16 protein-coding genes are annotated in these 16,568 nt (G+C 68.3%); 6 read left to right on the top strand and 10 right to left on the bottom strand.

Annotated features, from left to right (window positions below; translation table 11 throughout):
• The first annotated feature begins 54 nt into the window (after positions 1-54).
• The 5 genes from V5F59_RS06885 (at position 55) to V5F59_RS06865 (ending at position 6,106) form a co-directional block, all read left to right on the top strand.
• A complete protein-coding gene (locus V5F59_RS06885; protein ID WP_393982414.1) occupies positions 55-672 on the top strand; it encodes a GNAT family N-acetyltransferase in 618 nt (205 codons plus the stop codon).
• 27 nt (positions 673-699) lie between these two features.
• Positions 700-2,607: a DNA primase gene (gene dnaG, locus V5F59_RS06880; protein WP_393982413.1), complete on the top strand. Its 1,908-nt coding sequence runs from the start codon at positions 700-702 to the stop codon at positions 2,605-2,607.
• Positions 2,608-2,985: 378 nt separating this feature from the next.
• Complete coding sequence (gene rpoD / locus V5F59_RS06875) at positions 2,986-4,986, top strand: RNA polymerase sigma factor RpoD (RefSeq protein ID WP_393982412.1); 2,001 nt, start codon at positions 2,986-2,988, stop codon at positions 4,984-4,986.
• Positions 4,987-5,304: 318 nt separating this feature from the next.
• Positions 5,305-5,646 carry an ArsR/SmtB family transcription factor gene (locus V5F59_RS06870; RefSeq protein WP_393982411.1) on the top strand — a complete coding sequence of 114 codons (342 nt, stop codon included), beginning with the start codon at positions 5,305-5,307 and terminating at the stop codon, positions 5,644-5,646.
• Entirely contained in the window at positions 5,633-6,106 is a 474-nt protein-coding gene (locus V5F59_RS06865; RefSeq protein WP_393982410.1) for an SRPBCC family protein, read from the top strand. The genes V5F59_RS06870 and V5F59_RS06865 overlap by 14 nt, the downstream gene beginning before the upstream one ends.
• A 60-nt stretch (positions 6,107-6,166) precedes the next feature.
• On the opposite strand, the gene V5F59_RS06860 is transcribed toward V5F59_RS06865, so the two are convergent.
• The 9 genes from V5F59_RS06860 to V5F59_RS06820 form a co-directional block, all read right to left on the bottom strand.
• On the bottom strand, positions 6,167-6,880 hold the full coding sequence (locus V5F59_RS06860; protein ID WP_393982409.1) for an ABC transporter ATP-binding protein: 714 nt from the start codon (positions 6,878-6,880) through the stop codon (positions 6,167-6,169).
• Positions 6,877-7,626 (bottom strand): ABC transporter ATP-binding protein, encoded by a 750-nt coding sequence (locus V5F59_RS06855; RefSeq protein ID WP_393982408.1) that lies wholly within the window; start codon positions 7,624-7,626, stop codon positions 6,877-6,879. Before V5F59_RS06855 ends, V5F59_RS06860 begins: the two co-directional genes overlap by 4 nt.
• Complete coding sequence (locus V5F59_RS06850; protein WP_393982407.1) at positions 7,619-8,560, bottom strand: branched-chain amino acid ABC transporter permease; 942 nt, start codon at positions 8,558-8,560, stop codon at positions 7,619-7,621. Before V5F59_RS06850 ends, V5F59_RS06855 begins: the two co-directional genes overlap by 8 nt.
• Positions 8,557-9,477 (bottom strand): branched-chain amino acid ABC transporter permease, encoded by a 921-nt coding sequence (locus V5F59_RS06845; RefSeq protein ID WP_393982406.1) that lies wholly within the window; start codon positions 9,475-9,477, stop codon positions 8,557-8,559. The genes V5F59_RS06850 and V5F59_RS06845 overlap by 4 nt, the downstream gene beginning before the upstream one ends.
• Before the next feature lie 287 nt (positions 9,478-9,764).
• On the bottom strand, positions 9,765-10,937 hold the full coding sequence (locus V5F59_RS06840; RefSeq protein WP_393982405.1) for an ABC transporter substrate-binding protein: 1,173 nt from the start codon (positions 10,935-10,937) through the stop codon (positions 9,765-9,767).
• 82 nt (positions 10,938-11,019) lie between these two features.
• A complete protein-coding gene (locus V5F59_RS06835) occupies positions 11,020-11,481 on the bottom strand; it encodes an arsenate-mycothiol transferase ArsC (RefSeq protein WP_393982404.1) in 462 nt (153 codons plus the stop codon).
• A 6-nt stretch (positions 11,482-11,487) separates the two neighbouring features.
• On the bottom strand, positions 11,488-11,970 hold the full coding sequence (locus V5F59_RS06830; protein ID WP_393982403.1) for a UPF0262 family protein: 483 nt from the start codon (positions 11,968-11,970) through the stop codon (positions 11,488-11,490).
• A 4-nt stretch (positions 11,971-11,974) separates the two neighbouring features.
• Entirely contained in the window at positions 11,975-13,279 is a 1,305-nt protein-coding gene (gene hisD / locus V5F59_RS06825; protein WP_393982402.1) for a histidinol dehydrogenase, read from the bottom strand.
• An 83-nt stretch (positions 13,280-13,362) separates the two neighbouring features.
• The gene (locus V5F59_RS06820) at positions 13,363-13,815 is read right to left on the bottom strand and encodes a DUF2948 family protein (RefSeq protein ID WP_393982401.1); all 453 of its coding nucleotides are present in this window, start codon (positions 13,813-13,815) and stop codon (positions 13,363-13,365) included.
• Positions 13,816-13,965: 150 nt separating this feature from the next.
• Between V5F59_RS06820 and V5F59_RS06815 the strand changes: the two genes are divergently transcribed.
• On the top strand, positions 13,966-15,453 hold the full coding sequence (locus V5F59_RS06815) for an alpha/beta hydrolase (RefSeq protein WP_393982400.1): 1,488 nt from the start codon (positions 13,966-13,968) through the stop codon (positions 15,451-15,453).
• Positions 15,454-15,523: 70 nt separating this feature from the next.
• Here V5F59_RS06815 and V5F59_RS06810 read toward each other — a convergent pair whose 3' ends face one another.
• Positions 15,524-16,540: an AI-2E family transporter gene (locus V5F59_RS06810; protein WP_393982399.1), complete on the bottom strand. Its 1,017-nt coding sequence runs from the start codon at positions 16,538-16,540 to the stop codon at positions 15,524-15,526.
• Positions 16,541-16,568 lie beyond the last annotated feature (28 nt).

Below are 16,568 nucleotides of genomic sequence, written 5' to 3'. Positions count from 1 at the left end.
GCCATCGGCGCCCTCGGGTGCTCCGCCCTCGCAGGCGCCCCGCGCGGCGCGGGGATGGAAGCCGCCATCGTAGCCGCATTCCAGGCGGCCGACGTGTTCGGCCTTTCGCGGGCGCCCGTGGCGGACGGGCGAATCGCGGGGCATGTGGCCTTCTCGCGGGTTTCGATCGAGCACGGGACAGGCACATGGTGCGGCCTCGGGCCACTTGCCGTGGCGCCGGACCGGCAAGGCGAGGACATCGGGACGGCCCTGGTCCGCGAAGGACTCGGGCGGCTCGGGAACCTCGGCGCCTCGGGCTGCGGGGTGTTGGGCGATCCCGGGTGTTACGGCCGCTTCGGCTTCGAGAGCGACGGCCGGATCTCCCATGGCGACATTCCGATGCGCCATCTTCAGCGCATCGTCCTCGCGGGCGCGCCCGCCGCGCGGCGCGGCCTGCAACCACCCCGCCTTCCTGGCGACGGACACATAGCCCTCTGGCCCGGCCGCAGGAGCAAGCCCCCGGTACCGTCCATCACGGCCGTGCCGCAATCACGCCGCAATCTGACGGGAATGGCCCCTGTGGATAGCGTGGACAAGGGGAAGGCCGGTCCATCGGCTCCTTTCGTCCCCCTCCGGCGCTCCCAAACGACCGACCGTCCGCCTATCGCGGCGCGCCGCGGTTTCGTAGACTGAAAGGCTGCCACCCAGACTGTGAGCCGAATGCGCTTTCCGCCCGCCTTCCTCGATGAGATTCGCGCGCGCCTCCCGGTGTCGGAGGTGGTGGGCCGTCGCGTCAAGCTGAAGAAGCAGGGGCGCGAGTTCGCCGGCCTCTCGCCGTTCAACGCGGAGAAGACGCCCTCCTTCTTCGTCAACGACCAGAAGGGCTTCTACCACTGCTTCTCCTCCGGCAAGCACGGCGACGTGTTCGACTTCCTGATGGAGACGGAGGGCGCCTCGTTCGGCGAGGCGGTGGAGCGGCTCGCCGCCATGGCCGGCCTGCCCCTGCCGCAGGAGACCCCCGAGGCAGCCGCCAAGGAGCAGCGCCGGCGCACCCTGTTCGAAGTGATGGCGCTGGCGGCGAAGCATTTCGAGGACACGCTCCAGTCCCGCCTCGGCGCCCGCGCCCGGGGGTATCTGGCGGACCGGGAGCTCGGCGCCGCCACCCAGAAGCGATTCGGCCTTGGCTATGCGGCGGGCGAGCGGTTCCATTTGAAGGAGGCCCTCGGCAAGCAGGGGGTGAGCGTCGAGGACATGGTGGAGGCCGGCCTCCTCATCGCCGGCGAAGACATTCCCGTGCCGTTCGACCGCTTCCGCGACCGGGTAATGTTCCCCATCACCGACATGAAGGGCCGCATCGTCGCCTTCGGCGGCCGGGCGCTGGAAAAGGATGTTCCGGCCAAGTACCTGAACTCGCCGGAGACCACGCTCTTCCACAAGGGCTCCCTGCTCTACAACGGCTTTTCCGCTCGCGCGGCCGCCCAGAAGGGCGCGCGCGTGATCGCGGTGGAAGGCTATGTGGACGTGATCGCCATGTCGGAAGCCGGGTTCGGCGCCACCGTCGCGCCGCTCGGCACGGCACTGACCGAAGAGCAGCTGCAATTGCTCTGGCGCATGTCGGACGAGCCCTTGCTGCTGTTCGACGGCGACAAGGCCGGCCGCCGCGCCGCCCACCGCGCCATCGACCTTGCCCTGCCACACCTGAAGGCGGGACGTAGCCTCGCCTTCGCCGCCCTTCCGGAGGGTCAGGACCCCGACGACCTCATCCGCCGCTCCGGCCCCGACGCCATGGCGGAGGTGCTGACCCAGGCCCGGCCCCTGGCCGCCGAACTGTGGGCGCGGGAAAGCGAGGCCGCCTCCCTCGACACCCCCGAGCGCCGCGCGGCGCTGGAGGGCCGACTCACCGAGGTGGCGAATCTCATCGCCGATGAAACGGTACGCAAGCACTACCGACAGGATCTTCTCGGCCGCTTCAACGCGCTCGTGAACCCGCAGGACCGTACCCGTCCGCAGGGCCGCAGGCAGGGCTGGACGGAGGGCTGGCAGCCGGGCCGCCGGGCCCCCGCCGGACCGCCTCCGCTGGCGGCGCGGGAGATCGCCAAGAGCGCGCTGGCGCGCGGCCCCATGGCCGCCCTGCCCCGCAACGAGGCCCTGCTGCTGTTCTGCCTGATCAACCATCCCTTCCTGCTGGATGAGGCGTGCGAAGAGCTTGCGAGCCTTCCCCTGGCCAATCCGGAGGCCGACCGGCTGCGCCGCCTCCTGCTCGAGGCGCACATGGAGGGGCTGGATCCGCAGGCGCTTTCCGACCGTCTCGGACAGGCGGACGTGGACGCGCTGACCCGCCGGGTGAAGGCCCTCGCCAACCCCCGGCACGACTGGCCATCTTATCCTGATACCGCACCGGCGGATGTCAAACTCTGGTGGCATCAGCGCGTGGCCTTGCATCGCAAGGCTCACACGCTATCTAGAGAGCTGAAGGAAGCCGAGCGCAGCCTGGGGGATGACCCCAGCGAGGCGAATTTTGCCTGGCTTCGGGACGTGCGGGAGCGCCTTTCGGCACTCGACGGGACCGAGGCTCTGGTGGAAGGATTTGGCGCATCTTCGGGCCGCGCTTCGGCGCGCTCCGTCTAGGGCACGCGCCGATCAGCTTGCGGGGCAAGCGGATCGGACAACGCATTCCCGCTCTAGGGAGTAGGAAGGCGATTCAGGGAGCAGATTATATCCATCTGCTCGGATCGCGTTCCAGGGAGCTGCGACGACGGGCACAATTCCGCCAAAGCGCGGTGGCATGGGGCAGCCCGAAGAGGCGCCCGGCCATCGCTGCGGCGGCGACATGGAATGAAGGGGAGCCTACCGCAACCACCATCGGGGTTGGAAGCGCGTTCAGGCTGGTTTAACGGGATGGCGTCAAAAAAGCCGCTCCCGGGCACTAGGGCAAAAGGTGGTGAGGCCGAGGGGCCGCGCCGCCGTTCTGCTGTTGGCACCCAGCAGGATCCGCAGGAGAAGTCTATGGCGAAGCAGTCTTCCGAAGCGACCGAGGCTCCCGAGAAGGAGACCGACGCGCCCGATGGGCCGTTGCTCGACCTCTCCGATGCCGCCGTCCGGAAGATGATCAAGAATGCCAAGCGGCGCGGCTACGTGACCTACGAGCAGCTCAACGAGGTGATGCCTTCCGAGGAAGTCACCTCCGAGCAGATCGAGGACACCCTGGCGATGCTCAATGACATGGGCATCAACGTCATCGAGGCCGAGGAAGCCGAGGCCGAAGAAGGCAGCGAGGAAGCCGAGAACACCGACGAGGCGGAAGAGAGCGAGGGTGGCGAGCTGACCGAAGCCGCCCCGCGCGCGGTCGCGCGCTCCGAGACCAAGTCCGAGCCGGCCGAGCGCACCGACGATCCGGTGCGCATGTACCTGCGCGAGATGGGCTCGGTAGAGCTGCTGTCCCGCGAGGGCGAGATCGCCATCGCCAAGCGCATCGAGGCGGGCCGCGAGGCCATGATCGCCGGCCTGTGCGAGAGCCCGCTGACGTTCCAGGCCATCATCATCTGGCGCGACGAGCTCACCGAAGGCCGCGTGCTGCTGCGCGACATCATCGACCTCGAGGCCACCTATGCCGGCCCCGAGGGCAAGAACCCGCCCGCAGCGCTCGGCGAGGAAGCCGCGCTTGCCCCCGAGGCGGGCGAGGACGGCCTGCTCGGCGACGGCGCCGGCCCCGAGGGCGAAGAGGACGACATGGAGAATTCCATGTCGCTGGCCGCCATGGAGGCGGAGATCAAGCCGAAGGTCGTGGAGACCTTCGACCGGATCGCCTCGTCCTATACCAAGCTCCGGCGGCTGCAGGACCAGAACGTCGAATCCAAGCTCAAGAACGAGACGCTCTCGCCGGCGCAGGAGCGCAAGGCGAAGAAGCTGAAGGAAGAGCTGGTCGCCGACGTGAAGAGCCTGTCGCTCAACCAGGCGCGCATCGATGCCCTGGTGGAGCAGCTCTACGAGATCAACAAGCGCCTCGTGGGCCTGGAAGGCCGCCTGCTGCGCCTCGCCGACAGCTACGGCGTGACGCGGGACGACTTCCTGAAGAATTACGTGGGCGCGGAGCTGGACCCCAAGTGGGTGCTGCGCGTGTCCAAGCTCGGCACCAGGGGCTGGAAGGGCTTCGTCGCCCACGAGAAGGACACCATCCACGACATCCGCGGCGACATCCACGGCCTCGCCACCGAGACCGGGCTGGAGATCGCCGAGTTCCGCAAGATCGTGCAGATGGTGCAGAAGGGCGAGAAGGAAGCCCGCCAGGCCAAGAAGGAAATGGTGGAGGCGAACCTGCGCCTCGTCATCTCCATCGCCAAGAAGTACACGAACCGCGGCCTGCAGTTCCTGGACCTGATCCAGGAGGGCAACATCGGCCTGATGAAGGCGGTGGACAAGTTCGAGTACCGGCGCGGCTACAAGTTCTCCACCTATGCCACCTGGTGGATCCGGCAGGCCATCACCCGCTCCATCGCCGATCAGGCGCGCACCATCCGCATCCCGGTGCACATGATCGAGACGATCAACAAGATCGTCCGCACCTCGCGCCAGATGCTGCACGAGATCGGCCGCGAGCCCACCCCGGAGGAGCTGGCCGAGAAGCTCGGCATGCCTCTGGAGAAGGTCCGCAAGGTGCTGAAGATCGCCAAGGAGCCCATCTCCCTCGAAACGCCCATCGGCGACGAGGAGGATTCGCACCTCGGCGACTTCATCGAGGACAAGAACGCGGTGCTCCCCATCGACGCCGCGATCCAGAGCAATCTTCGCGAAACAACGACGCGCGTTCTCGCGTCGTTGACCCCGCGCGAAGAAAGAGTGCTGCGCATGCGCTTCGGCATCGGCATGAACACGGACCACACCCTCGAGGAAGTGGGCCAGCAGTTCTCGGTGACCCGCGAGCGTATCCGCCAGATCGAGGCGAAGGCGCTCAGGAAGCTCAAGCACCCCTCGCGGAGCCGCAAGCTCAGGTCGTTCCTGGATAACTAAAGGGCTGCCTGCAAGGTCCGGCGGAGCGTCTTCGGCTCGTCACCGCCGGATCCGAAGCCGTGAGAATCCGGGCCATTATGGCGGGGGTGCTGCGCGCGGTCCGCGGCTTCCAGGCTCGCTTTTTCCAAACCGTCTTCGCGGGGAAGCATGCCCGCGCCGGAAAGGCAGCCTGCGGGCTGCCTTTTCTTTTTTCAGCACATGGAAGCCCCGTGATGGGGAGACCCATCGCCACGAGTCGACGAGCGCCACGCGCAGCCAACACTTAGCTGAATAGATTAGTATCTTGACAGGAGGGCGGACGCGCGATTAGTTAGCTATATGGCTTACCTTGATCGCGTCTTTCACTCCCTGTCAGATGGCACGCGCCGAGCGGTAATTGCGCAGCTTGCGAACGGGCCTGCCAGCGTTGGCGACCTTGCGCGGCGCCATCACATGGCGCTGCCCAGCTTCATGAAGCATATCCGCGTGCTTGAAGAGAGCGAGATCGTCATTTCCCGCAAGACGGGGCGTGTCCGCATGTGCGAGCTGCGTCCTGACGCGCTCACGGCGGCACAAGGCTGGCTCGAACAGGAGCGCCAAGTTTGGGAAGCCCGTCTTAACCAGTTGGATTCCTTCGTCGAAACATTGGCTGCAAAGGAAAATGCACGTGGACATAAATAACCAGCTCGATCTCGTCCTCGAACGCACGGTAAAGGCCACTCCGGCCCAGCTCTGGCGCGCCTGGACGGAGCCTGATCTTCTCAAGCAATGGTTCGCACCGAAGCCGTATGGCGTGGCAACGGCATCGATCGAGCTTGTACCGGGCGGCGAGTTCAACATCGTCATGTGCTCACCGGAAGGACAGGCTTTTCCGGAAAGGCCCGGGTGCATTCTTGTCGTTGAGCCGGAACGCCGCCTGGTCTGGACGGATGGGCTCGGTCCGCGGTTCCGGCCCAACGCCGAGTCCTTCATGACCGCGGAAATCACCATGGAGCCGGTGACAGGCGGGACGCGCTATCGCGCCCTGGTTCGCCACAAGAGCGATCAGGATCGGGCGAAGCATGAAGAAATGGGATTCTTCCAGGGGTGGGGCACATGCCTGACCCAATTGGAGGAGCTTGCCGCGGAACTCCGGGCTTGAGCCTGGGCCTCGGCGAAGCTTGGAATCCGCAGGGGGAGAGTGGCCTGCAGGGAGGCCCTCTCAAACCCCGAGATAGCGCGCCGCCATCTCCTTGTCCGCCGCGAAATCCGCTGCCGGGCCGGCGTGCACCACGCGCCCCTTCTCCATCACCGCCACGGCTTCACATACCCCCGCCAGCGCCGAGACGTGCTTGTCGATGACGATGAGGGAGAGCCCCTCCCCCTTCAGGGCCGAGATGACGGACCAGATCTCCGCGCGGATCAAAGGCGCGAGGCCTTCCGTGGCTTCGTCGAGGATGAGGAGGCGCGGGTTGGTCATCAGCGCCCGGCCGATGGCCAGCATCTGCTGCTCGCCGCCGGAGATGCGGTTGCCATAATGGCCGCGCCGCTCGGCCAGGCGCGGGAACAGGCCGTAGACGCGCTCCAGCGTCCAGGCCGGCCGGCCCGCCCGGGGCGGGGCCGAGGTGGCGACAAGGTTCTCCTCCACCGTGAGGGTGGGAAAGATCAGCCGCCCCTCGGGCACGAGGCCGATGCCGCGGCGCGCGATGCGGTGGGGCGGCAGGCCGGTCAGTTCCTCGCCGTCGAAGACGATGCGCCCGCCGCTCGCCGGCAGCAGGCCCATGATCGCGCGCACGGTGGTGGTCTTGCCCATGCCGTTGCGGCCCATCAGCGCCAGCGCCCCGCCCGCCGGCACGTCAAGGTCCACGCCGAACAGCACCGGCGCGCCGCCATAGCCCGCCTCAAGGGCGCGGATGGAGAGGAGCGGCGCCGTCATGCCTCCTCCCCCAGATAGGCCGCCTTCACGGCCGCGTCGGCGCGCACGGCATCCGGCGTGCCGCAGGCGATGACGCGGCCCGCCACCAGCACGCTGATGCGGTCGGCGAGGCGGAACACGGCCTCCATGTCGTGCTCCACCAGAAGGATGGCATAGCGCCCCTTCAGCCGCTCCAGCAGCGCCACCATGGCGGCGGATTCGGCGGGGCCGGTGCCGGCCATGGGCTCGTCCAGCAGCAGCAGGCGCGGGCGCAGGGCCAGCGCCATGGCCAGCTCCAGCGCCCTCCGCTCCCCATGGCTGATGCCCGAGGCGGGCGTATCGGCGCGGGCGGCGAGGCCCACCTCGCGAAGAAGCGCCAGCGCGTCCTCCCGCGCCGACCGGTCGGCGGCGGCGGGACGCAAGAGGCGGAAGGTGCGCCGCCGCGCAGCCATCACCGCCAGCGCCACGTTTTCCGCGGCCGTGAAGCCCGGAAACACGGAGGTGATCTGGAAGGCGCGGGCGAGGCCGAGACAGGCGCGGGCGTGCACCGGCAGACGCGTGATGTCCGCCCCGCCGAAGCGGATGTGGCCCGCGTCCGGCATCACCTCGCCGGCGATCTCTCCCACCAGCGTGGTCTTGCCCGCGCCGTTGGGGCCGATGAGAGCGTGGATCTCGCCGGGCAGCACCGCAAGGTCCACCCCCGCCGTCACCGCCAGCGCCCCGTAGGATTTGGCGAGGCCGGCGATCTCGAGCAGCGGCTCAGCCATGGCGCCGCCCTCCGAGGAAACCCCTGAGGCCTCGCCTGCTCTTCGCTGGCGAGGCAAAGCCGCCGCGCCAGAGCACCAACAGCACCAGCAGCGGGCCGAAGAGGATGCGCCAATGCTCGGTCAGGTGGGAGAGCCCCTCCTCCACCCCCACCACGCCCAGCGCTCCCAGCACCGGCCCCAGCGGCGAGGCGCCGCCCGCCACCACCATCACGATGATCTCGGCGGAGCGGTGCCAGGAGAGATAGGCCGGGCTCACGAACTCGGTGAGGTTGGCATAAAGCGCGCCGGACAGGCCCGCCAGCGCCCCGGCGATGGCGAAGGCCACCAGCCGATAGGGATAGGGGTCCACCCCCAGCGCCCGCAGCCGCCGCTCGTTCTCCTTGCCCGCCGCGAGCACCCGGCCGAAAGGCGAGGCCGCGAGCATGCGGATGAGGAGGACGGTCAAGAGCAGCAGGCCGAGCGTGGTGTAATGGAAGGTCTTCGGGTCCTTCAGCAGCTTCTGCCCCGCCACCGTGGAGCGGGCGGCCAGCGTGAGGCCGTCGTCGCCGCCATAGGCCGACAGGCTCTGCGCCACGAAGAAGGCCATCTGCCCGAAGGCCAGCGTGATCATGATGAAGTAGACGCCCCGCGTCTTCAGCGAGACGGCGCCGGTGACGAGCGCGAATGCGCCCGCCGCCGCCATGGCCACGGGGAAGGCGACGAGCGCGTCGCGCACCCCCTCCTCCATCAGGATGCCCACCGCATAGGCGCCGATGCCCATGACCGCCGCATGGCCGAAGGAGACCAGCGCCCCCTGCCACAGGATGAAGCCGAGGCTCGCCGCCGCCAGCGCGAAGATCATGCCTCGCGCCACCAGCGACAGCGTGTAGGCATCGACCGCCAGGGGCGCCAGCGCGAGCGCGCCGAAGACGAGGACGAAGAGGAGGCGGTTCATGCCGGCGCCGGGAACAGGCCGCGCGGGCGGAAGAACAAGATGAGCGCCATCAGCAGGTAGACGCTCATGGAGGCCAGCGCCGGTCCCGCCGCGCTGGCGGCGGAGGCGGACATCACCAGCTTCAGCCCGTCGGTGAGGAAGGAACGGCCCAGCGTGTCGATGAGCCCCACCAGCAGCGCCGCCACGAACGCCCCACGAATGGAGCCGATGCCGCCGATGACGATGACCACGAAGGCGAGGATGAGCAGCCCGTCGCCCATGCCCGGCTCCACCGAGAGGATCGGCCCGGCGAGCGCCCCGGCAAAAGCGGCGAGCATGGCGCCGAAGGCGAAGACGCGGGCGAACAGGGCGGCGATGTCCACCCCCAGCGCCGAAACCATGGGCGCATGGGTGGCCCCAGCCCGCAGCAGCATGCCCGAGCGGGTGCGGGTGACCAGCACATAGAGCAGCCCCGCCACCGCCAGCCCGGCGCCGATCAGCACCAGCCGGTAGAGCGGATAATTCAGGCCATCCATGAGCTTCACGGAGCCGGCGAGCGCCTGAGGCATGGGAATGGCGAGGGGCGCGGAGCCCCACAGCATCTTCACCCCCTCGTTGACGAAGAGGATGACGCCGAAGGTGGCCAGCACCTGCTCCAGATGGTCCCGCCCGTACAGCGGGCGGATGACCAGCCGCTCCAGCACCAGCCCCGCCAGCAGCGCCCCCGCCAGCGCCAGCGGAAGGCCCAGCCAGAAGCTGCCGGTGAGCGCCGTGGCCGTGACCATCAGATAGGCCCCCAGCATGTATTGCACGCCGTGGGCGAGGTTGATGACATCCATCACCCCGAACACCAGCGTCAGCCCCGCCGCCACGAGGAACAGCAGGATGCCGAGCTGCAGCCCGTTGAGGATCTGGACGAGGAGAAGGGTGAGGCTCATGGGGCGCTGGAATGGACAGGGGTGATCAGGACGTTCGCGGAGAAGGTTGCCACGGCGCCCTTCTCCCGTGGGCCGAGTTTATGTTTGCTACCGCCGGTTCACCGGCCCAGCAACAGCGCAGCTGGAGCGCCGAGCCGGGGCCCGGCGCGAGACTCCTGCGCAGCAGGCACCCTCCTGGGAGGCCTGAAAATGGAAACGCCTTCGGCGACCTCTTGCACTGCGCTCCGTTCCCGTCGGCCGGGGCGCGAGCACGCGACGCCGCGAAGGTCGAAGGCGCTGGTCGCCCCTCACTTCATCTCGCACTTGCCCGCATAAGCGTCGCCATAATTGGAGAATACCTTCTCCGCGACCTGCGTCTCCACCTTGCCGTCGGCGCGCTTGCCCACCTTCACCAGATAGAAGTTCTGGATGGGGAACTGGTTGGTGTTGAACTTGAAGTCGCCGCGCACGCTGGCGAAGTCCGCCTTCTTCAGGGCGGCGCGCACGGCCGCCTTGTCGGAGGTCTTGCCGCCGGTGGCCTTCAGGGCGCTGTCGATGAGCTTCGCCGCGTCATAGCCCTGCGCCGCATAGAGGGCGGGGATGTAGCCGTATTCCTTCTCGAAGGCCGCGACGAACGCCTTGTTGGCCGGCACGTCGAGGTCCGGCGCCCAGGCCGCGCCGGAATAGAAGCCCAGCGCCGCCTCGCCGGTGGCGGGCAGGGTCGTCTCGTCCACGGTGAAGGCAGAGAGGAAGGGCGTGGTCTCGGCGAGGCCCGCCTGCCGATACTGCTTCACCAGGTTCACGCCCATGCCGCCGGGCATGAAGGTGAACACCGCATCCGGCTTCAGGGCGGCGATCTTCGCCAGCTCCGCGGAGAAGTCGAGCTGGCCGAGCTGGGTATAGATCTCGTCCGCCACCTCGCCCTTGAAATAGCGCTTGAAGCCGGCCAGAGAATCCTTGCCCGCCTGGTAGTTGGGGGCCATCAGCACGACCTTCTTGAAGCCTTTCTGCTGGGCATACTGGCCCAGTACTTCGTGGTTCTGGTCGTTCTGGTAGGAGGCGGAGAAGAAATAGGGGCTGCAGCCCGCGCCGGCGATGGTGGAGGGGCCGGCATTGCCGGAGATGAGGAAGGTCTCGTTCGCCGTCACCGGTTTCGCCACCGCGCCCATGACGTTGGAGAAGACCACGCCGGCCACGAAGTCCACCTTGTCGCGCTCCAGCAGGCCCTTCACCTTCTGCACGGCGATATCGGGCTTCAGCTCGTCGTCCACCACGACCACCTCGGTCTCCTGCCCGCCGAGCTTTCCGCCAAGCTCCTTCACCGCCAGCAGGAAGCCGTCGCGCATGTGCTGGCCGAGGACGGCGGAGGGACCGGACAGGGTGGAAACGAGCCCCACCTTCACCGGATCAGCCGCGGCGACCCCCGACAAAGCGAGCGTGCCGAGAAGCGCGGTCGAGGCGAGAAGTCCCTTGAGGTGCATGGCGGAATGGTCCCCACTGGCTGGCATTTACGTGCCGGCACCCTTGCAGAGCGCCTCGCTCCGCACAAGGTGGAAGAAGGGGTCAGGGCTGGCGAAAGCGGGCCCGGATGCGCTGTTCCAGTTCGTCGCGCACGGCGCGGTAGGCTTCGAGGCGCTGCTCGCGGTTGCCCCCCTCCCCGGTGGGATCGGGGGTGGGCCAGTATTCCACGGCGAGGGCGTTGGTGCGGGTCAGCTCCAGCGCGCGGTGGTGGGCGTCCGGCGACAGGGAGATGGCGAGGTCGAAGCTGAGGCCTTCATATTCCTCCAGGTCCTCCACGCTCTGCGGCCGGTGCTTCTTCACGTCGAGGCCGATCTCCTCCATCACCGCGGTGACGAAGGGGTCCGGATCGCCGGCAATCACCCCGGCCGAGCCCACATAGATGGACTTGCCGAACAGGTGCCGCGCGAGCGCCGCCGCCATCACGGAGCGCACCACGTTCTGCCCGCAGATGAAAAGAACCGATTGCGGCCGCGCTGAGCGCTTCGGCGCCGCAGGGGGCTCCATGGCCGCTCAGCCTTTCCAGTGCAGGGCGCAGATGAGGGTGAAGAGGCGCCGGGCGGTGTCGAAATCCACGTCCACCTTGCCGCCGAGCCGCTCCTGCAGCAGGGTCGAGCCCTCGTTGTGCAGGCCGCGCCGGCCCATGTCGATGGCCTCGATCTGGCTCGGGGAAGCAGAGCGGATGGCGTTGTAATAGCTCTCGCAGACCAGGAAATAATCCTTCACCACCTTGCGGAAAGGGGTGAGGGACAGGTGGTGCTGCACCACCTGCTCGCCGCCCTCGCGCTTGATGTCGAGCACCAGGCGGTTGTCCATCAGCGAGATGTGCAGGGTATAGGGCCCCTGCCCCGGGTCGCCCATCGGGAAGAAGGAATTCTCCTCGATCAGGTCCCAGATGGCGGTCGCGCGCTCGTGCTCGATATCGGCGCTCGCGTGGCCGATGGAGGCCTCGTCGAGGGTCACTGAACAGAGGCGCGCGGCCGGCTTCTCACTCATCCCGTCAGGCTCCCGGCCGTGCGTTGGTGCGGATGGAGACGGAGCGGCCATGGGCGTCGAGCCGTTCCACGGCCGCGAGCGTCACGGCCGCGGGGCCCAGCTTCTCCAGGGCATCCGCGTCGAGCTTGAGGATGGAGGTGCGCTTCATGAAATCGAGCACCGAGAGGCCGGAGGAGAAGCGCGCCGAGCGGGCAGTGGGCAGCACGTGGTTGGTGCCGCCCACATAATCGCCGATCGCCTCCGGCGTAAAGGCCCCGACGAAGATGGCCCCGGCATGCCGCACGCGGCCGGCGAGGTCGTCCGCCGCCGCCGCATGGATCTCCAGGTGCTCGGGGGCGATGCGGTCCACCAGCGGGATGGCGGAGGCGAGGTCCTTCACCAGGATGATGGCGCCATGGTCGCGCCACGAGGCGGAGGCGATGGCCGCGCGCGGCAGGGTCGCCAGCATGCCCTCCACCGCCTGCTCCACGTCGGCGGCGAGCGCCGGGGAATCGGTGATGAGGATGGACTGCGCTGCGGTGTCGTGCTCCGCCTGGGCGAGGAGGTCGGCGGCGATCCAGTCGGCGCTGGCCTCCCCATCGGCGAGGATCAGCACCTCGGACGGGCCGGCCACCATGTCGATGCCCACCTTGCCGAACACCTGCCGCTTGGCCGCCGCCACATAGGCGTTGCCGGGACCGACGATCTTGTCCACCGGCCGGATGGTCTCGGTTCCGTAGGCGAGGGCCGCCACCGCCTGGGCGCCACCCACGCGATAGACCTCATGCACGCCGGCAAGCCGGGCCGCCGCCAGCACCAGGGGCGCGATCTCGCCATCGGGTGCCGGCACCACCATGACGATGCGCGGCACGCCCGCGACCTGCGCCGGCACGGCGTTCATCAGCACGGACGAGGGATAGGCCGCGGTGCCGCCGGGCACATAGAGGCCCACGGCGTCCACGCTGGTCCAGCGGTGGCCCAGGGTGACGCCGGCGGCGTCGACATATTGGTCGTCCACCGGCTTCTGGCGGGCGTGGTGGCTCTCGATCCGCGCCTTGGCGAAGGCGAGGGCCGCACGCGTTTCCTCCGGAATGGAGGCGAGGGCGGCGTCCAGCTCCGCGTCGGTCACGCGCAGGCCCAGCTTTTCCAGGTCCACGCGATCGAAGGTGCGGGAGAAATCGAAGAGGGCCTTGTCGCCGCGGGCGCGCACGTCGGCGATGATGGCGGCAACCTGATCCTGCACGTCCACCGAGACCTCGCGCTTGGAGCCGAGGAAGTCGGTGAAACGGTCAGCGAAATCGGGCTGCTCAATGGTAAGGCGGATCGGCATGCCGCCTTGCTAGATCACCTTCGCCCGGGAGGGAAGCCCTCAGGCCCCACGCCGGGCGAAAGGCCACGCCCCAGTCGACGCCCTCAGGCGGCGTCCCCCTTGCCCTCGGACAGCAGGTGCTTGGGGGTGTGGGAGCAGCCCCAGGCCGGGCCGAGGTCACGCATGCCGGCCTCGATGCATTCCACTTCCAGCAGGACTTCCGCCCCGCCGGAGAAGGTAAGCAGCACGTAGCCCGAAGGCGCCTCGCCCGGCAGGAAGGTCACAGCCAAAAGGTTCAGCACGCCGGTGCGCTGCGCCTCCTCCATGCCGCGGCACTTCACCGCCAGCACCCGCTCGAAGTGAAGCCCGGTGCGACGACGGACCCGCTCGTTGGCGTAGGCCTTCTGGTCCCAGTCGAACCGGTTCAGCACCATGGCGAAGCGGTGCACGCGGGGCAGGAATCCCATGTCCACCATCTTCACCACCGCATCCTGAAGATGGGCGGAAACGATGGCGAGATCCTCCTCGTCGAGGGCGATGAGCTTCAGATTTTCCATGGCGCTGCTGCCTTTCTGGCACGAACCGCACATAGCGATCGCGCTCGCCCGCTTCAAGGGGGCGCGGCGCATTCGCCCCCTCCGCTTTAACCCGTAGCCGGGCATCTTTAGGCTGCCCCCGCCGCCGGATGCGGCATGGGGGATTCGGTCATGGAACGTCTCGGCCCGCTGTGGCGCGGCACCAGGAGCACGGTACGGCGCGCCGTGAAGCTCGCCGCCTTGCTGGCGCTGACGGTGGTCGCCACCATCTTCGTGGTGCGGGCGGTGGACAGCCAGCGCGGCCCGCCGCTGGAGCCCTGGCACACCTTCGTGCCGAAGGAGCTGTCCCGCTCCGAGCTGGACAAGGCGGATCTTGCCCAATACCTGCGCGCCGAGGATGCCGCTCGTCTCGCGGTGCGGGAGCAGGTGACGGCGAAGCTGCCACCGGCGGACCGCGTGCGCTTCAACCGCTATTACGATGCGAGCCCCATCTACCCTCCCCGCTTCGCCCAGGACTTCAACCGCACCTATGTGCTGGAGCCCAAAGGCGAGCCGGCGGGCGCGGCGGTGTTCCTGCACGGGCTCACCGATTCGCCCTACAGCCACCGGCACCTGGCGCAGCTCTATGCGGACCGCGGCTTCATCGCCATCGTGCTGCGCCTGCCCGGCCACGGCACGGTGCCGGGGGCGCTGACCCGCACGGATTACGAGGACTGGATCGCCGCCACCCGCCTCGCCATGCGGGAAGCGAGGAAGCGTGTGGGGCCGGGCAAGCCCGTGCACGTCCTCGGCTATTCCAACGGCGGCGCGCTGGCCCTGATGCACGCTCTCGACGCGCTGGACGATCCCGCGCTCGTGCGGCCGGACCGCATCGTGCTGCTCTCGCCCATGGTGGGGGTCACGGAATTCGCCCGCTTCGCCGGGCTCGCCGGCCTGCCGGCCATCTTCCCGGCCTTCGCCAAGGCGGCGTGGCTGAACATCATCCCCGAGTTCAACCCGTTCAAATACAATTCATTTCCTGTGCATGCCGCGCGCCAGTCGTTCCTTTTGACGCAGGCGCTCCAGGCGAACATCGAGCGGCATTCCCGCGCCGGGCGGCTCGCCGGCCTCGCCCCTGTCCTCACCTTCCAGTCGGTGCTGGACCACACCGTCTCCACCCGCGCGGTGATCGAGCAGCTGCACGCCCGGCTCGACGACAATGGCAGCGAGCTGGTGCTGTTCGACATCAACCGCAACAGCACCTTTGAGCAATTGCTCACCCGCCGGGCCGACACCGCCCTTTCGCGCCTGCTGCCGCCCGCGCCACGGCGCTTCCGCACGGCGGTCATCACCAATGCGGCGCCTGATTCCAACGCAGTCGAGATCCGCGAGACCCTCGCCGGCGCGACGCAGGAGACGGTGCGTCCCATCTCCGCGCCGTATCCGGCGGACGTCTATTCCCTCTCCCACGTGGCGCTGCCCTTCCCCCTCTCGGACGGGCTCTACGGGCTGGAGCCGGACCCGGCGGACGCCTTCGGCATCCGCCTCGGCGACATCGCCGCCCGGGGAGAATACGGATCCCTGGTGGTGGGCATGGACATGCTGGTGCGCATGTCCTCCAACCCCTTCTTCCCTTATCTCGCCGAGCGCGTGACGGCCGGCCTGCCGCCGGCCCGGTGAGAACCGACAGACCATCAGCCCCGTCCTCGACCGAGGCCGGGTTCGTGAGCCAGGCTCGCGGGCCCGGGCATCACGCCTTTTCGGGCACCGTCTGGCCGGAGAACAGCTCGGCCACGAAGCGCGTATCCGGGTGGTGGGCGCACAAGGTGAGCCCGGCGATGAGGATGGGCACGCCGATGAAGGCGCCCGACAGGCCCCACAGGAAGGCGAAGGCGAACACCGAGAACAGCACCAGGAAGGGCGAGACCGCCACCGCCTTGCCGGCGATCCGCGGCTCGATATAGCTGCCGGAAAGGAACTGGATCACGTTCAGGCTGACGAAGACGAACAGCGCCATCTCCCAGCTCTCGAACTGGGCGAGGGCGAAGAGGGTGGGCAGCAGCGTCGCCACGAACGGCCCGACGAAGGGCACATAGTTGAGCGCGAAGGCGATGGCACCCCAGGCCAGGGCCAGCTCCAGCCCGGCGGTGAGGGTGAACACCCACACCACGGCGCCGGTGGCGATGCTCATCAGCGTGCGCACCGCCATGTAGGTCTGCAGCTTGCCGGCAATATCCGCCAGCGCCGGCACGAGGAAGAGGGCCCGGCCGCTGCGCTGGAGGCGCAGCATCTGGCTCTTCAGCGCGTCCACCTCCAGCAGACCCAGAAGCACGTAGACGAACGTGAAGACGAGGAAGCTCGCCAGCCCCTGCAGGCGGGTGGAGATATCCTGGAACAGGCGCAGCAGCCAGCGCACGTCGAAATGCTCCGCCCACAGGCCCGCCAGCACGAAGCCGTGGCCCTCCAGCCATTCCGCCGCCTGGCCATAGAGCGCCTGGAAGCGCGCGGTGTTTTGGAACACCCAGGCAGCCACGTGGCTGAAGCCCCACACCACCACCGAGGACACGCCGCCCACCACCGCCAGCGTGATGATGAGGGTGAGCAGCACCGCCACCATCTTGGGCATCAGCTTTTCCAGCAGAGCCAGCAGCGGATGCACCACGGCGATGACGAACAGGGCGAAAGCCACCGGGGCGAGCAAAGTGCCCGCCAGATAAAGCGCGGCGCACACCACCACGGCAGCCGCAACCCCCAGCAGTCCCTTCATCCCGATTCTCCCGCCTCATGCCCGTCGC

This window comes from Xanthobacter nonsaccharivorans, from assembly GCF_043194755.2.
Taxonomy (GTDB): Bacteria; Pseudomonadota; Alphaproteobacteria; order Rhizobiales; family Xanthobacteraceae; genus Xanthobacter; species Xanthobacter autotrophicus_G.
This window is presented reverse-complemented; position numbering and strand designations above follow the sequence as displayed.

Bases quoted from the DNA above. Each gene is read 5' to 3' on its own strand.
- V5F59_RS06885 (WP_393982414.1), top strand. From the start codon at position 55: ATGGAAGCCGCCATCGTAGCCGCATTCCAGGCGGCCGACGTGTTCGGC.
- V5F59_RS06855 (WP_393982408.1), bottom strand. From the start codon at position 7,626: ATGGCTGAGCCGCTGCTCGAGATCGCCGGCCTCGCCAAATCCTACGGG.
- V5F59_RS06810 (WP_393982399.1), bottom strand. From the start codon at position 16,540: ATGAAGGGACTGCTGGGGGTTGCGGCTGCCGTGGTGGTGTGCGCCGCG.
- V5F59_RS06860 (WP_393982409.1), bottom strand. From the start codon at position 6,880: ATGACGGCGCCGCTCCTCTCCATCCGCGCCCTTGAGGCGGGCTATGGC.
- V5F59_RS06840 (WP_393982405.1), bottom strand. From the start codon at position 10,937: ATGCACCTCAAGGGACTTCTCGCCTCGACCGCGCTTCTCGGCACGCTC.
- dnaG (WP_393982413.1), top strand. From the start codon at position 700: ATGCGCTTTCCGCCCGCCTTCCTCGATGAGATTCGCGCGCGCCTCCCG.
- V5F59_RS06850 (WP_393982407.1), bottom strand. From the start codon at position 8,560: ATGAACCGCCTCCTCTTCGTCCTCGTCTTCGGCGCGCTCGCGCTGGCG.
- rpoD (WP_393982412.1), top strand. From the start codon at position 2,986: ATGGCGAAGCAGTCTTCCGAAGCGACCGAGGCTCCCGAGAAGGAGACC.
- V5F59_RS06845 (WP_393982406.1), bottom strand. From the start codon at position 9,477: ATGAGCCTCACCCTTCTCCTCGTCCAGATCCTCAACGGGCTGCAGCTC.
- hisD (WP_393982402.1), bottom strand. From the start codon at position 13,279: ATGCCGATCCGCCTTACCATTGAGCAGCCCGATTTCGCTGACCGTTTC.
- V5F59_RS06870 (WP_393982411.1), top strand. From the start codon at position 5,305: ATGGCTTACCTTGATCGCGTCTTTCACTCCCTGTCAGATGGCACGCGC.
- V5F59_RS06830 (WP_393982403.1), bottom strand. From the start codon at position 11,970: ATGAGTGAGAAGCCGGCCGCGCGCCTCTGTTCAGTGACCCTCGACGAG.
- V5F59_RS06820 (WP_393982401.1), bottom strand. From the start codon at position 13,815: ATGGAAAATCTGAAGCTCATCGCCCTCGACGAGGAGGATCTCGCCATC.
- V5F59_RS06835 (WP_393982404.1), bottom strand. From the start codon at position 11,481: ATGGAGCCCCCTGCGGCGCCGAAGCGCTCAGCGCGGCCGCAATCGGTT.
- V5F59_RS06815 (WP_393982400.1), top strand. From the start codon at position 13,966: ATGGAACGTCTCGGCCCGCTGTGGCGCGGCACCAGGAGCACGGTACGG.